This is a genomic window from Budvicia aquatica DSM 5075 = ATCC 35567, from assembly GCF_000427805.1.
In the GTDB taxonomy this organism is placed as follows: domain Bacteria; phylum Pseudomonadota; class Gammaproteobacteria; order Enterobacterales; family Enterobacteriaceae; genus Budvicia; species Budvicia aquatica.
In genome coordinates this window covers 16377-30162 of the sequence record NZ_ATYS01000001.1, presented here as the reverse complement: position 1 = coordinate 30162, position 13786 = coordinate 16377, and the positions used below count along the sequence as shown (strand labels likewise).

Genomic DNA, 13786 nt, shown 5'->3' with positions numbered 1-13786 from the left:
GACGCGAATGCCGCTCAAAGCCATAAGCATAGTTAAGCTAATGATTTAAAATAAAATAAGTTAAAAATGACATTAAAGTATCATTTTAAATATAATATCATGTCAAAGGGTTAATTTGAAATTATAGATCGAGCAACTTAAATAAATAATTATAAAAAACTGTTAATGATTACAATTAAGGATTAAACGCCACATTATAAAAACAAACTCAAGATAAACGATCTAAATATGTAAAAATGGGGAATTATTCATTCAACTATATATTTAAATAGAGAATCATTCTCTCAACAATATATTTGAATATTATAATTTCACTTATAAACTGATTAGATATTTAGGCATTATATTTTCACATCGTCTAACTCAGTTTTAAATAGAATGCATTAATGAATATATAGAATTTTATATATAGATAGAACTAACATACAGTGGCTAAGTCTACCTGCACATCAACTCAACGTTTGATTGGGGAGTATTAACAGGCCGCGAAAGCAGGCTTACCTTCACGGCCAATAGGGGAAGCGTCAGCAGAAATAACCATGTAGCCATTATTTCCCTGCCACTAAATCTGAAAATTAGTTACTGGTATCCAACTCAGGGAAACTTTTCACTAAGTCATCAATCGCTTTAATCTGCTTTAAGAACGGCTCTAATTTATCCAGCGGTAAGGCTGAAGGACCATCGCACTTCGCATTAGCCGGATCAGGATGAGCTTCAATAAATAATCCGGCAATACCAATCGCCATACCTGAACGAGCAAGTTCAGTAACCTGAGCACGACGACCACCCGATGCGGCACCAAACGGGTCGCGACACTGTAAAGAGTGGGTCACGTCGAAAATAACAGGGTGACCACCGGTCGCTTGCTTCATAACGTTAAAGCCCAGCATATCAACAACCAGATTATCGTAACCAAAGTTACTACCGCGATCGCATAAAATAACCTGGTCGTTACCGCCTTCTTTAAACTTGTCGACGATATTACCCATTTGCCCCGGGCTGACAAACTGGGGTTTTTTAACGTTAATCACTGCGCCGGTCTTCGCCATGGCTTCAACTAAGTCAGTCTGGCGGGCTAAAAATGCCGGTAGCTGAATCACATCAACCACTTCAGAAACTGGCTGAGCCTGAGCGGCCTCGTGCACATCGGTAATGATTTTCACACCGAATGCTTTTTTCAGCTCTTCAAATATCCGCATGCCCTCTTCCATTCCCGGTCCACGATAGGAGTGGATAGATGAACGGTTAGCCTTATCGTAAGAGGCTTTAAACACATAAGGAATGCCCAACTTCTGCGTAACTGTGACGTAATGCTCACAAATACGCATGGCTAAATCCCGCGACTCCAGCACGTTCATACCACCAAACAGTACAAATGGAAGATCGTTTGCTACATCAATGTCGCCAATTTTAACTACTTTCTGACTCATACCGTTTTATTCCTTAGTCTTTAATAATCAAATTTTAATGCAGCGTCACATTTCCCTGCTCAATACTATTGATCTGCATTTTTATAATTTCAGATACCGGATCTTCCGGACAATGTTCAACGAAATAGTTAAGATCGGTTGTTGCTGCTTTATTGCAATCAAGTTGAGCATATATCAAGCCACGGTCCCGAATTTCATACGGATCTTCCGGATCAAAGCTCAGGGCAAGCTGGCTGGCTCTTAGCGCCATTTCTGGCTTATTCTCCTGCATCAGAGCCCCTTTAAGGGAGCCTAACAACTTCATAATAATATGGCTGTTATCAGCGTCACTCAAATCGTCATTACCTAAATTAGCCGTAATGCCAAAATGCCCTTTTAGCCAGACATCAAGCATTCTGCAGGTTAAGGTCTCGCCGTCTAATGGATTAATCACCCAGTAATCTCCGTCAAGCCATTCTGCTTTAACCAATAGCTGGGTGGGAAATATCACCGGATATAAAGCAATATCTAAACGTTGCGCAATATACATCAGAATCAACCCCAAGGTTGAAGGGGCTCCCTGATGTGTTTTTAGCACCTTATCCAACCATAACGTATCTGAAAGGTTATACACCCCGCCCGGGCCACCAAATCCCCAGGTATGATAGAAAAGATGCAACAGCTGCTCCAACTGCTGCTCTTCATCAATATCATCGGGAATAATGCTTTTGGCACGTTCAGCTAATACATCCAACTCGCGTCGAACATCCTCTTCCGGGAAGTCATCGCGAATAAAACGTGTAATTCGATAAATCCCTTCATGCAATGGATTATCATCAAACTCAAAATCAGTGACGTCTTCGTTATTCATGCATACCCCATAAGTAACGGCATTTTATTTACGGCTAATATAACAATGAAATACACACAGATCATGGCCAACATAAAGGCTGTCGCCCGAACCATCTGATTCCGCGCTCTCTTGCCCAAAGCGACGTGACCTAAACCAATATAGATAATGACCCCGATTAATTTCTCGGTCATCCAGACGCCCTGCACGGTGAACGGATAAAACTGAGTTAATGAGATCAGTACAATACCGGTGACGAATAAAATCGTATCGTTAAGATGTGGCGCTATTTTAATCCAACGCTGTTGCATTATCGCCGCGCCGCGCCACTTCCAATAAAAACGCAGGACAAACAATGTGATGCTAATAGCTGCAGTGAGAACATGCAGATGCTTTATCCATACATACATAGGGAGCAATTCCTGTTTATCGGTTTTTAACGTTTATATACCCAAAATATTTCGAATTGCATTGCGGCAGCAAGAGAACCAGTCCCGATGAGCTTACTCAGGTAAGTGATTCGGACAAGTGAGCACCGCCAACAAAAATGCAACCTAAAGGATTACGGGTATAAAGTATCAGTGTTTGAACCAACGGCCCAGCGTAACACGCTCATTGCCGCCGTAGTCCAGATGCGTGGCGATCAGTTCAAAATTATGCTGTTTGAATAATCCACGCACTTGTTCACCTTGGGTCCAGCCATGTTCCAGCAATAACCAGCCTCCGGGCTTAAGATACTCTGGCGCACTTTCAATAATGTGCTGAAGGTCAGCAAAACCCTGCTGAGCAGAGATAAGTGCACTGTCGGGCTCATAGCGAACATCACCCTGAGACAGATGAGGATCTTCTTCATCAATATAAGGGGGATTGCTAACAATCATATCAAAATAGCACTCAGTCAGTGGCGTAAACCAGTCACCCTGAACAAAATGAACGTTATTAATATTCAGATTATCGGCATTATCCTGAGCCAGAGCGATAGCTTCCGGCTGATAATCAATCCCCGTAATTGAGCAATCGGGACGTTCGCTGCCCAAGGCCAAAGCAATCGCCCCGGTACCTGTGCCTAAATCCAGAATATCACAATCGATTGTCGGTAAACGCTCCAGCGCCAGCTCAACCAGTTTTTCAGTATCTGGACGAGGGATAAGCGTAACTGGTGAGACTTTCAGCATCAGCGACCAGAACTCTCGGGTTCCCACCAGATAAGCAATCGGCTCCCCTTGCTCTCTTCTCACCAACAGTTCATCTAACACTGACGCTTGTGCCGGTGTAAGTAAGGTCTCGCTAAATGCCATTAAAAAGGTGCGGGTTTTCCCGGTGACAAAACCGAGCAAAATTTCCGCATCGCGCTTAGGGCTATCGCCACCGTCTAGCCTGGCGATAGCTTGTTCTAACCATTGATTAAAAGTCATGCGTCTTGTTCGGAAAGTGCTGCCAACTGATCCGCCTGATATTCCTGAACAATAGGCTGAATCAACATATCCAACTTCCCTTCCATCACTTCGTCTAAACGGTAAACGGTCAGGTTAATGCGATGATCGGTCACCCTTCCCTGCGGGAAGTTATAGGTACGGTTACGGTCAGAGCGATCGCCGGTACCCAACAGGTTACGACGGGTTGATGCTTCTTCTGACTGACGTTTGGCTATTTCAGCCGCGCGAATTCTGGCACCCAAAACGGATAAAGCCTTTGCCTTATTCTTATGCTGGGAACGCTCATCCTGGCATTCAACCACGATACCGGTAGGTAAGTGGGTAATACGAATCGCTGAGTCGGTGGTATTAACGTGCTGACCACCCGCTCCGGAGGAACGGAACGTATCTATTTTTAGATCTGACGGATTAATATCAGGAAGCTCAGCCTCTGGGATTTCAGGCATTACGGCAACAGTACAGGCCGACGTGTGAATACGCCCTTGGGATTCTGTTTCAGGCACTCGCTGAACCCGATGCCCGCCGGATTCAAACTTCAGGTTGCCATAAACACCATCGCCAGAAACTTTCGCAATCACTTCCTTATAACCGCCATGTTCACCTTCGTTGGCGCTGATAATCTCTACCCGCCAACGACGGGTTTCAGCATAACGGCTGTACATACGGAATAAGTCACCGGCAAAAATAGCCGCTTCATCGCCGCCGGTACCGGCCCGAACTTCCAGAAAGCAACCGCGCTCATCATTAGGATCTTTGGGCAGTAAAAGAACCTGTAGTTGTTGCTCGAGCTCTTCTGTTCTTTGCTTAGCCTGATTAATTTCTTCCTGGGCCATATCGCGCATTTCAGGATCGCTTAGCATCATTTCAGCCGTTGCTAAATCTTCCTGAACCTGCTGCCACTGGCTAAAACATGCCGTAACATCACCTAACTGAGCATATTCGCGGGAAAGTGCCCGAAAACGGTCCTGATCGGCGATAACGTCTGCATCACCTAAATGCGCCTGAACTTCTTCATGACGCTCTTGTAAAGCTTCTAATTTAGCAATAATAGAAGGTTTCATGCGTGCCTAAACCCTATGAATAAAAGGAAACTAACATTGATCCAGCCCGAGGCTATCTCGTAGTAAATTTAACTGTTCCAGATCGCCGCTACTGGCCGCTTTCTGAAGTGATTTGGTTGGAGCGTGAATCAATCGATTGGTCAGCTTACGCGAAAGATCGTTAACCGCACTTTCGACATCTGCGCCCTGCTGAATAGCAATAAGGGTTTTTTCAACCAGCTCTTCGCGGATATTATCCGCCATAGAGCGGTAATCACGGATCGAGGACACCGCTGATTGCGAACGCATCCACTCCATGAAGTTTAAGCTTTCTTGCTTAACAATATCTTCGGCCTGAACGGCCGCCGCTTTTCGCTGAGACAAGTTGTGCTCAATAATGGCATGCAGGTCATCAACGGTATACAGATAAACGTTAGAGAGTTTACCAACTTCAGGTTCAATATCGCGCGGAACGGCAATATCGATAAATAACATCGGCTGATTACGTCGGGCTTTCAGCGAGCGTTCAACCATGCCTTTTCCGATTATAGGTAGCGGACTGGCGGTCGAACTAATGATGATATCGGCTTTATATAAACGCTCATCAATTTCAGGCAGCGTAATAGCTTCGGCCTGAACTTCATCAGCCAATACTTGAGCGCGTTCGCGAGTCCGGTTGGCAATCACCATTTTCTTAACCTGATGTTCGCGCAAATAGCGGGCCACCAGTTCAATAGTTTCACCGGCGCCGACTAACAGAACGTTGACTTCAGACATCGATTCAAAGATCTGGCGGGCCAAAGAACAGGCGGCAAAGGCAACGGAAACGGCACTGGAGCCAATATCCGTTTCAGTCCGAACCCGTTTTGCTACTGAAAATGACTTATGGAACAACCGTTCCAGCTCAGTATTAAGCTTGTGCCGTTCCTGAGACTCGGCAAAGGCTTTTTTTACCTGGCCTAAAATCTGAGGTTCACCGAGCACTAAAGAATCCAGCCCGCAAGAGACCCGCATCAGATGATTAACCGCATCAATACCCTGATGCCAGTAAAGGCTTTTCTTTAAATCATCCAGTGATAACTTATGATACTGGCACAGCCAATTAACTAATTGCTGTAGAGCATTGTCATCTTGTTCAACGCTTAAGTAGAGTTCAGTTCGGTTACAGGTAGACAGCACAACACCGCCCTGCACCAACGGCTGTTGGTGAAGGCTTTGTAATGCATCACCCAGCGTATCCGGAGAAAAAGTAACACGTTCTCTTAATGATACAGGGGCGGTTTTATGGTTGATTCCAAGTGCAAGCAGGGTCATTAAACGGCTATTATTATAGTTCTTTCATTCATTGATTCACGGTTTGAGCGTCCATTCTACTTGATGCAGACAATCAATAAAAGCGACACATTCCCCAGCACCGCGTTGGCAAGATGAAATACGTCTAAATAGGTATAGTTTATTCGGATTTAATAATACGATTGACGTTTGGCCGTCAGGCTATTAGCGTTATCGGCTACAGACAGGATATCGGCGAGAACATCATGGCATATATACGGACCACTACATTTTTAAAACTAATCCCATTGGCGAGCGTGTTATTAACCGCGTGTACCCTTACGGGTACAACTGATAGCACCACAACCACCTCTTCACCGGAATGGCAGCAGCACCAAAAACAGGTTACAGCGCTGACGCAATATCAGACCCGTGGTTCATTCGCCTATATAAATTCATCGCAAAAAGTTTATGCCCGTTTCTTCTGGCAGCAGGACGAGCCTGAGCGCTACCGCCTATTGTTAACAAATCCGCTAGGTAATACGGTAATGGAACTTAACGTTCAACCCGGCTTGGTCCAGTTAACGGATGATAAAGGTCAGCGCTATATCAGTGATGATGCTGAGAAAATGATTCAAGAAATGACCGGCATGAATATTCCACTGAATAATATGCGCCAGTGGATGCTGGGTTTACCTGCCGGAGCGAAAGAATTTACCCTAACGCCTGAAGGCCGCCTGCAAAAAATCTCCCTCACTCAGGGCGGCGAAGTTTGGACGGTTGATTACCAAAAGTATGATACCAATAGCAAACCGGCGCTTCCTGGTCTGCTAGAGATTGTTCACGGTGATGACCGCATTAAATTGAAAATGGATAACTGGACGCTGAAATAATGGTGAACTGGCCCTCTCCCGCTAAGCTCAATTTATTCCTCTATATCACCGGCCGCCGTGCCGACGGCTACCATGACTTGCAGACCTTATTCCAGTTTATCGACTATGGCGATACGCTAAACTTTGCATTGCGTGATGACGGTGAAATTTGCCTGTTAACCCCCATTGATGGCGTACCCGATGAAAGTAACCTGATTGTCCGTGCGGCCAGATTGCTAAAGTCGTATAGTTCAGCACCGTTGGGCGCAGATATTTCGATTAATAAAGTTCTGCCCATGGGCGGCGGTTTGGGCGGTGGCTCATCAAATGCGGCAACGGTCTTAGTTGCCCTCAATCATTTATGGCAATGTGGCCTGTCAGTTGAACAGCTATGTGAAATTGGATTAACTTTGGGTGCCGACGTTCCGGTATTTATTTTTGGTCATTCTGCGTTTGCCGAAGGCGTTGGAGAAAAACTTCAACCGGCCAATCCACAAGAAAAATGGTACCTCGTTGCTCATCCGGGCGTTCATATTCCGACCCCAATTATTTTTTCCGATGCGGAATTAATCAGAAATACACCAAAACGTTCATTATTAACGCTTTTAAACGCCCCTTTTTCCAATGATTGTGAACCAATCGCAAGAAAAAGGTTCCCCGAGGTTGAACAGCTCATTTCTTGGCTGTTAGAATATGCCCCGTCACGATTAACTGGAACCGGCGCTTGTGTATTTGCCGAATTCGATACAGAATCTGCGGCCCGTGATGTATTAAAAAAAGCCCCTGAGTGGTTACATGGATTTGTTGCGCGAGGAATTAATACCTCCCCGTTGCAGACCGTACTCTCAAGGCAAGAATGAGTTCTACTTTAATACGGTAACCAAAGCTACCCTCGGAGTCAGCGCTGTTTACCGTATTAAGTGTTCTCTGTTTTCGTATATCATTTATGAGTTAGATTTAGTCTATCTTCTTGATGGTATCTTTCTGGATGCAAGCCTGAGGTTGTTCTCGTGCCTGACATGAAGCTCTTTGCTGGTAACGCTACGCCGGAACTAGCACAACGTGTAGCCAATCGTCTTTATACTTCTCTCGGTGACGCCGCTGTAGGCCGTTTTAGCGACGGTGAAGTGAGTGTTCAAATTAATGAAAACGTACGCGGTGGTGATATTTTTATTATCCAATCCACCTGTGCGCCAACAAATGACAATTTAATGGAATTGGTCGTCATGATTGATGCGCTGCGTCGTGCATCAGCCGGACGTATTACTGCCGTAATTCCTTATTTTGGTTATGCCCGTCAGGATCGTCGCGTACGCTCTGCTCGCGTACCAATTACCGCAAAAGTTGTTGCTGACTTTCTTTCCAGCGTCGGCGTTGACCGCGTATTAACCGTTGATCTGCACGCAGAGCAAATTCAAGGGTTCTTTGACGTACCGGTTGATAACGTTTTCGGTAGCCCTATCTTGTTAGAAGATATGCTGCAGCAGAATCTGGAAAGCCCGATTGTTGTCTCTCCTGATATTGGCGGCGTTGTTCGCGCCCGCGCAATTGCCAAACTATTAAACGATACCGATATGGCCATCATCGATAAGCGTCGCCCTCGTGCTAACGTTTCTCAAGTGATGCATATCATCGGTGACGTCAATGGTCGCGATTGTGTGTTAGTTGATGACATGATTGATACCGGTGGTACGCTGTGTAAAGCAGCAGAAGCACTGAAAGAGCGTGGCGCTAAGCGCGTATTTGCTTATGCAACTCACCCGATCTTCTCAGGTAATGCCGTTGATAACATCAAGAACTCAATGATTGATGAAGTCATCGTTTGTGACACTATTCCTCTATCTGCTGAGATTAAAGCGATTAATAAAGTTCGTACATTAACGCTTTCTGGCATGCTGGCTGAAGCTATTCGCCGCATCAGCAACGAAGAGTCAATTTCTGCAATGTTTGAACATTAACAGAAATTAGTTCGACAAAAAAACCCGCTGTTCATCTAATGAATAGCGGGTTTTTTACTGCTGAATGGTTAGTTAAATTTGGCTCACTTCAACCCTGTCACTTCAGTACAAGCTGACTATATCAAGCTCTGACTGCATATCTCTTCTGTAACCTGACCGTCTATAAGCGTCACGACAGACACACTATAAGTGTTTATGCCTATAGCCGTTGTTGTTACGATCGCAGTGCTTGATCCACCAATAACGTTCCGCAACCCTTTCCCGTCCGCTAATACGCGCACCGACCAACCAGATTAAAGCACCAACGAAAATGCCCATTACCGGTAAGTGAGCCAAAGAGCCGGCCAGAACAAAGTCTTTCATCATGCCCAGAACGGTAAAAGCAACGCCGCCAACCATAGAAACCAGACCAATTCCCATGAGGGTATTTCCGAGTGCGACTGCTGTTTTGCGTTTCATAAGAACCTCCATTGATGGCCTACTGAAGTGAGGATGTGATTCTGCTTAACCACACATTTGTTATGAGTATAGGCAACCAGGCTTATTATTAGTGTGGTGTCGATCACAGGCTGGGGATGTTCTTTACGATTTGCTTACATTTCCTTTCAAAAAATTTAATTGCCGTATTCACCAATGAAAACTCTATTAATAAGCATCTAATATTTTTAAATATCAAAATGTTATTTTTCTTCGACGCTTACCTACCCTATCAATTATCAGCATATTTTGTGATTCAGGTCAGAGAGGGTAAAATGGCACGCTTATAATTTGGCATCCCTGAACTGAGTCTTAGCGTAGAGATGCTCCTGATGCACCATCTTGTTAGTAGGAATAGATCGTGAGTAGCATTAAATTAATCGTTGGCTTAGCCAATCCGGGGGCTGAATATGCCCAGACCCGTCATAATGCCGGAGCCTGGTACGTTGACCTACTGGCTGAACGCCACAATCAGTCGCTGAAAGAAGAAGCTAAATTTTTTGGTTACACGGCGCGGTTAAATATTGACGGTCAGGATATTCGCCTGCTGGTCCCGACGACCTTTATGAATTTGAGCGGCAAGTCGGTGCTGGCTATGGCCGGCTTTTTTCGTATCGCTCCCGAAGAAATTTTAGTTGCTCATGATGAACTGGATCTGCCGCCCGGCGTGGCAAAACTTAAGTTGGGTGGCGGCAACGGCGGTCATAATGGTTTAAAAGATATCACCAATAAATTCAGTAATAACCCTAACTTCTACCGCTTAAGAATTGGTATCGGTCATCCCGGCGATAAAAATAAAGTCACCGGATTCGTTTTGGGTAAGCCACCACAAAGCGAACAAAAGATGATAGATGAAGCGATTGATGAAGCGGTACGCTGTACCGATATATTGATTAAAGAAGATGCCACTAAGGCCATGAACCGGTTGCATTCATTTAAAGCAACGGCCTGAAGGTAGTCGAAATATAAAGCCGCCGGTTTTGATAAAACCGGCGGCTTTACAATAAAGATGACTGAAAACTTATCTCTGGAGTTTGCGGTAAACAAACAGCACTAACATTGCACCAAGTACAGCGATAACCATACTACCCAGATTGAAACCGTCTACGGTACCAAAACCGAAGAATGAACTGATAAATCCCCCGACCATTGCCCCGACAATGCCTAAAATTACGGTCATGATAAAGCCACCGCCATCGGGTCCGGGCATCAGCCATTTAGCTAATATGCCCACAATTAAGCCCAGTACGATCCAAGCGATGAAACCCATATACACACCTCCGATACATCATTTATTCAAGGAAAAATAATTCGTCGTATTTTATTATTACTTGTTTAAGGATAGGTGCTGTTAGGCGAAACTTCTAATTATTCACCAATTAATTTCATAGTGACATTAGTTTTAAGCCTTAAATATTTCACTATAAATCAAAATGTTATTAGCCATTACCCCATTAGCTAACCGTGACAATTCTCTGCCTTTATTCCCTAAATTTAGCCACTCACAGCGGTATAATCACCTTTCGATTTCAACATCAGTTGTTATGTGGCCAAATATCTCTTGCTCGAATCTCACTTATCTCTCTTACAACAAGGTGGTTATCACCGGGTAATATTGTTCGCGGGCATAAAAAATAGAGCTGTCGAGTGATAAGCCTGATACATGATCTGTTATTAAATAATATTGAATTAGAAGGAAAGAGATAATAATCAGCGCTGTTTAATGGGAAGTGGCCATTACGGAAAGTTTAAACGTATTCGCATTTATTGATAAAAAGCTCTGTGGTTACAGAGCTCCGATAACGAATAGAACGCTCTGGCCTTCACGCATTATCACAAAATGCAGTCCAGGCATCTTCAGACAGCTTATGAATACGAATAAACTTTCGAGTTTTACACAGAGACTTTCTTAATGCCTTCTTGGCCTGCTCACGTTTAATCTTCGTTGCCGGCGGCGTTACGCGTTTAGATGCCCGAAGATGAACGCCAAGAATATAGACGCTATAACAAATATCGGTACTGACTCCGTCATGATCAACTTCATTATAAAACTTCATAGCCTGTGAAATCCCCTGTCACCCAAATACCATTGAGCCAGTATATCTTAAACCTTTTTTGTATTGCAGATTTATCATCGCTGAGCATAACTTAACCATTCAAGGTTAACATTGGTTAAAATGAATCGTTGCCATTAACGTTGGGTGCTATATTGGTCACAATTAAATTTAATTTTGCGGAAGCATACCCATGAAGCCAAGCTACATTCTCGTACACAATGATAATATGAAACTCCTTGGTGAAGCCGTGTACGCACTGATCAAAAGAGAAATACCCATAGATAACAATTCAATAAAAATGGAACTACAGGGTATGATTGCAGCAATTCCGGCGGATAACATCGGAAAGCACAAACTGATTACCGGCGTGTTAAAACTGTTAGATTAGTCTGAAAATATCGTCTATTTTTGAATATTCACTTAGATACGACTAACCTTAATAATGCGTTCAATCTCTTTATCAGAAGGAACATAACTATGTTAAGAAAACGTATTGTCGCGATAGCATCTTTGCTTATTCTTTGTGGGGTATTGTCAGCCTGTAATACTACCCGAGGCGTTGGGGAAGATATTGAAGCAGGTGGACAGGCTATACAGCGTAGTACTCAATAACCTATTACCCCCTATTTATCTATCAAAGCCTTCATCTGAGGGCTTTAATTTATCTATTGACTGCCATTAGCAATATCCTTCATGTTCCCCCTCTCTTTACACAACGGCCATTGAGGTATACTCAACGAATAAAAAGCGCTAGATTAGAATCATGTCGTTTAATTCAAGGTGCCATTATTATGAATAATCCTGATATAAACCTATCCACCATATTATCTGACGTATTTAAAAAGACCTCAAAGAAAGCTGAGCAGGGAAATGCGGATGAACAATTTCATCTGGGTATCATGTATGTTATGGGGCATGGTACCGACAGAGACTTCACTAAGGCACGATTGTGGTTTGAAAAGGCAGCCAACCAAGATAATTCACTGGCCAAGACGGCCGTTGCTTACTTAGATAAAATTAACCCAGTCGCCTGATTTTCACAGCGATCTCACCAGAATATTTTCACTCGCTATTCTTCTCGGGTGTTATTCCTAATGGTTCAGTCGCTTTTCATCCTGCATTGAGCGTAACTGAATAGTCGGCGTCAATGTTCCGGCTGTATTAGCACCGCAGTTATTTAAGTGCATAATATTTAAACATAGCGGATACCAACCGGTATCCGCTGCAAAGAGCTTTTATTTATTCAGCCCATTGGGGCAATTAAAGCTAGGCTAGGCTTCACTTTTAGCTAAAAAATCAAGAGCCAGCGTTGCCGTCCTGTTTCTTTCGGACCCCGCTGGCTCTTTATTTGTGACTCTTATCAATTTTTCAGATATTGAACTCTTGTCTATCGGTAACTTTGCTTCACATAGCTTAACAACCATTTCACCGATAATTTGTCGTATTGGATCCATTTTCTGAGACATAATTCACCTGTAAATTAATAAACCTAATTGTATTAAGCTATAAATATTCGGAATACTCAAGGTGTAAATAGCAGAAATATGAATAATGTTTGCACCTATCATTATCAGTTAGAATGCTGCATAAATTACTTGACCATAGCTATTTAATTCATCTGATTTACATATCATATCAATGGCTTTTTATTAATTCCGTTTTATGACTACGTCCTCATATTAACGCTCATTAGTCTCTTTGCTTATGACATACATTCAGTGCATCAACATCTGCTGACACGATATGATGTAGATGCTTGGTAATAAAATCTATTGGCCAATTCCACCATGCAATATTTTCCAGCGTTGCAACAACCTCCTCAGAGAACCGATATTTAAGTACTTTTGCCGGATTACCACCAACAACGGCATAGGCGGGAACGTCTTTGGTAACAACCGAACATGCAGACACTATCGCACCATTGCCTATTTTTATACCGGGCATGATTACCGCTTCATAACCTATCCATACATCATTACCAACAATGGTATCCCCTTTGTATGGTAACTCACTAAGCGCAGGCATGACTCTTTCCCAGCCGTTACCGAATATCTGAAACGGATAGGTTGAGATACCCGATAGCTTATGATTAGCGCCGTTCATAATAAAACGAACACCTTTAGCAATGGCACAAAACTTCCCTATACGCAGTTTATCTCCGATAAACGGATAGTGATAAAGAACATTTTTTTCAAAATCTTCTGAGTTATCCGGATCGTCGTAATATGTATACTCACCAATAACGATATTTGGGTTTTTGACCGTATTCTTGATGTAACAAACCTGCGGGAACCCTTCCATAGGGTGTTTATTATCTGGATCTGGTCCGTTCATATTTATCACCAAATTTTTATATTATTAATCAATGAATTGAAGCCTCTATCGCGATCTTGTAGGCCCAGCCACAACATCATA

Annotated in this window: 18 protein-coding genes; 7 read left to right on the top strand and 11 right to left on the bottom strand. The window is 43.4% G+C overall.

What is annotated here, in order from left to right:
* Nucleotides 1–575 precede the first annotated feature (575 nt).
* The 6 genes from kdsA to hemA form a co-directional block, all read right to left on the bottom strand.
* Nucleotides 576–1430, bottom strand: a complete 855-nt coding sequence (gene kdsA, locus YWE_RS0100205) for a 3-deoxy-8-phosphooctulonate synthase (RefSeq protein WP_029092699.1) — start codon at nt 1428–1430, stop codon at nt 576–578.
* A gap of 34 nt (nt 1431–1464) precedes the next feature.
* Nucleotides 1465–2280 carry an invasion regulator SirB1 gene (sirB1, locus tag YWE_RS0100200; protein WP_029092698.1) on the bottom strand — a complete coding sequence of 272 codons (816 nt, stop codon included), beginning with the start codon at nt 2278–2280 and terminating at the stop codon, nt 1465–1467.
* Complete coding sequence (locus tag YWE_RS0100195; RefSeq protein ID WP_036014575.1) at nt 2277–2669, bottom strand: SirB2 family protein; 393 nt, start codon at nt 2667–2669, stop codon at nt 2277–2279. Before YWE_RS0100195 ends, sirB1 begins: the two co-directional genes overlap by 4 nt.
* A gap of 168 nt (nt 2670–2837) precedes the next feature.
* On the bottom strand, nt 2838–3674 hold the full coding sequence (gene prmC / locus YWE_RS0100190) for a peptide chain release factor N(5)-glutamine methyltransferase (RefSeq protein WP_029092696.1): 837 nt from the start codon (nt 3672–3674) through the stop codon (nt 2838–2840).
* On the bottom strand, nt 3671–4756 hold the full coding sequence (gene prfA, locus YWE_RS0100185) for a peptide chain release factor 1 (RefSeq protein ID WP_029092695.1): 1086 nt from the start codon (nt 4754–4756) through the stop codon (nt 3671–3673). Before prfA ends, prmC begins: the two co-directional genes overlap by 4 nt.
* A 30-nt stretch (nt 4757–4786) precedes the next feature.
* A complete protein-coding gene (hemA, locus tag YWE_RS0100180; RefSeq protein ID WP_029092694.1) occupies nt 4787–6049 on the bottom strand; it encodes a glutamyl-tRNA reductase in 1263 nt (420 codons plus the stop codon).
* 224 nt (nt 6050–6273) lie between these two features.
* Here hemA and lolB point away from each other — a divergent pair, with 224 nt between their 5' ends.
* The 3 genes from lolB to prs all read left to right on the top strand — a co-directional run bounded on the left by lolB (nt 6274) and on the right by prs (nt 8837).
* Complete coding sequence (gene lolB / locus YWE_RS0100175; RefSeq protein ID WP_036014655.1) at nt 6274–6900, top strand: lipoprotein insertase outer membrane protein LolB; 627 nt, start codon at nt 6274–6276, stop codon at nt 6898–6900.
* Complete coding sequence (ispE, locus tag YWE_RS0100170) at nt 6900–7739, top strand: 4-(cytidine 5'-diphospho)-2-C-methyl-D-erythritol kinase (protein WP_099044175.1); 840 nt, start codon at nt 6900–6902, stop codon at nt 7737–7739. Before lolB ends, ispE begins: the two co-directional genes overlap by 1 nt.
* A 150-nt stretch (nt 7740–7889) precedes the next feature.
* Nucleotides 7890–8837, top strand: a complete 948-nt coding sequence (gene prs / locus YWE_RS0100165) for a ribose-phosphate diphosphokinase (protein WP_029092691.1) — start codon at nt 7890–7892, stop codon at nt 8835–8837.
* Between the two features lie 183 nt (nt 8838–9020).
* Here the strand turns inward: prs and ychH are convergent, their stop codons facing one another.
* Nucleotides 9021–9296: a stress-induced protein YchH gene (gene ychH, locus YWE_RS0100160; protein WP_029092690.1), complete on the bottom strand. Its 276-nt coding sequence runs from the start codon at nt 9294–9296 to the stop codon at nt 9021–9023.
* A gap of 379 nt (nt 9297–9675) precedes the next feature.
* Here ychH and pth point away from each other — a divergent pair, with 379 nt between their 5' ends.
* Nucleotides 9676–10266, top strand: coding sequence for an aminoacyl-tRNA hydrolase (gene pth / locus YWE_RS0100150; RefSeq protein ID WP_029092688.1), 591 nt, complete (start codon nt 9676–9678; stop codon nt 10264–10266).
* A 69-nt stretch (nt 10267–10335) separates the two neighbouring features.
* On the opposite strand, the gene YWE_RS0100145 is transcribed toward pth, so the two are convergent.
* Nucleotides 10336–10584, bottom strand: coding sequence for a GlsB/YeaQ/YmgE family stress response membrane protein (locus YWE_RS0100145; protein ID WP_029092687.1), 249 nt, complete (start codon nt 10582–10584; stop codon nt 10336–10338).
* 553 nt (nt 10585–11137) lie between these two features.
* Entirely contained in the window at nt 11138–11371 is a 234-nt protein-coding gene (locus tag YWE_RS0100140; RefSeq protein ID WP_029092686.1) for a hypothetical protein, read from the bottom strand.
* Nucleotides 11372–11561: 190 nt separating this feature from the next.
* On the opposite strand from YWE_RS0100140, the gene YWE_RS0100135 reads away from it, so the two are divergent.
* The 3 genes from YWE_RS0100135 (at nt 11562) to YWE_RS0100125 (ending at nt 12405) form a co-directional block, all read left to right on the top strand.
* A complete protein-coding gene (locus YWE_RS0100135; protein WP_029092685.1) occupies nt 11562–11759 on the top strand; it encodes a hypothetical protein in 198 nt (65 codons plus the stop codon).
* A gap of 89 nt (nt 11760–11848) precedes the next feature.
* Complete coding sequence (locus YWE_RS0100130) at nt 11849–11983, top strand: entericidin A/B family lipoprotein (protein WP_029092684.1); 135 nt, start codon at nt 11849–11851, stop codon at nt 11981–11983.
* A gap of 179 nt (nt 11984–12162) precedes the next feature.
* The gene (locus YWE_RS0100125) at nt 12163–12405 is read left to right on the top strand and encodes a tetratricopeptide repeat protein (protein ID WP_029092683.1); all 243 of its coding nucleotides are present in this window, start codon (nt 12163–12165) and stop codon (nt 12403–12405) included.
* A 237-nt stretch (nt 12406–12642) separates the two neighbouring features.
* Here the strand turns inward: YWE_RS0100125 and YWE_RS0100120 are convergent, their stop codons facing one another.
* On the bottom strand, nt 12643–12837 hold the full coding sequence (locus YWE_RS0100120; protein WP_029092682.1) for a hypothetical protein: 195 nt from the start codon (nt 12835–12837) through the stop codon (nt 12643–12645).
* Nucleotides 12838–13060: 223 nt separating this feature from the next.
* Nucleotides 13061–13705 carry a Vat family streptogramin A O-acetyltransferase gene (locus YWE_RS0100115; RefSeq protein WP_029092681.1) on the bottom strand — a complete coding sequence of 215 codons (645 nt, stop codon included), beginning with the start codon at nt 13703–13705 and terminating at the stop codon, nt 13061–13063.
* Nucleotides 13706–13786 lie beyond the last annotated feature (81 nt).

What these genes read in the sequence shown, in the direction of transcription:
- kdsA (WP_029092699.1), bottom strand. Translation starts at nt 1,430, where the DNA reads ATGAGTCAGAAAGTAGTTAAAATTGGCGACATTGATGTAGCAAACGAT.
- sirB1 (WP_029092698.1), bottom strand. Translation starts at nt 2,280, where the DNA reads ATGAATAACGAAGACGTCACTGATTTTGAGTTTGATGATAATCCATTG.
- YWE_RS0100195 (WP_036014575.1), bottom strand. Translation starts at nt 2,669, where the DNA reads ATGTATGTATGGATAAAGCATCTGCATGTTCTCACTGCAGCTATTAGC.
- prmC (WP_029092696.1), bottom strand. Translation starts at nt 3,674, where the DNA reads ATGACTTTTAATCAATGGTTAGAACAAGCTATCGCCAGGCTAGACGGT.
- prfA (WP_029092695.1), bottom strand. Translation starts at nt 4,756, where the DNA reads ATGAAACCTTCTATTATTGCTAAATTAGAAGCTTTACAAGAGCGTCAT.
- hemA (WP_029092694.1), bottom strand. Translation starts at nt 6,049, where the DNA reads ATGACCCTGCTTGCACTTGGAATCAACCATAAAACCGCCCCTGTATCA.
- lolB (WP_036014655.1), top strand. Translation starts at nt 6,274, where the DNA reads ATGGCATATATACGGACCACTACATTTTTAAAACTAATCCCATTGGCG.
- ispE (WP_099044175.1), top strand. Translation starts at nt 6,900, where the DNA reads ATGGTGAACTGGCCCTCTCCCGCTAAGCTCAATTTATTCCTCTATATC.
- ychH (WP_029092690.1), bottom strand. Translation starts at nt 9,296, where the DNA reads ATGAAACGCAAAACAGCAGTCGCACTCGGAAATACCCTCATGGGAATT.
- YWE_RS0100145 (WP_029092687.1), bottom strand. Translation starts at nt 10,584, where the DNA reads ATGGGTTTCATCGCTTGGATCGTACTGGGCTTAATTGTGGGCATATTA.
- YWE_RS0100140 (WP_029092686.1), bottom strand. Translation starts at nt 11,371, where the DNA reads ATGAAGTTTTATAATGAAGTTGATCATGACGGAGTCAGTACCGATATT.
- YWE_RS0100135 (WP_029092685.1), top strand. Translation starts at nt 11,562, where the DNA reads ATGAAGCCAAGCTACATTCTCGTACACAATGATAATATGAAACTCCTT.
- YWE_RS0100130 (WP_029092684.1), top strand. Translation starts at nt 11,849, where the DNA reads ATGTTAAGAAAACGTATTGTCGCGATAGCATCTTTGCTTATTCTTTGT.
- YWE_RS0100125 (WP_029092683.1), top strand. Translation starts at nt 12,163, where the DNA reads ATGAATAATCCTGATATAAACCTATCCACCATATTATCTGACGTATTT.
- YWE_RS0100120 (WP_029092682.1), bottom strand. Translation starts at nt 12,837, where the DNA reads ATGTCTCAGAAAATGGATCCAATACGACAAATTATCGGTGAAATGGTT.
- YWE_RS0100115 (WP_029092681.1), bottom strand. Translation starts at nt 13,705, where the DNA reads ATGAACGGACCAGATCCAGATAATAAACACCCTATGGAAGGGTTCCCG.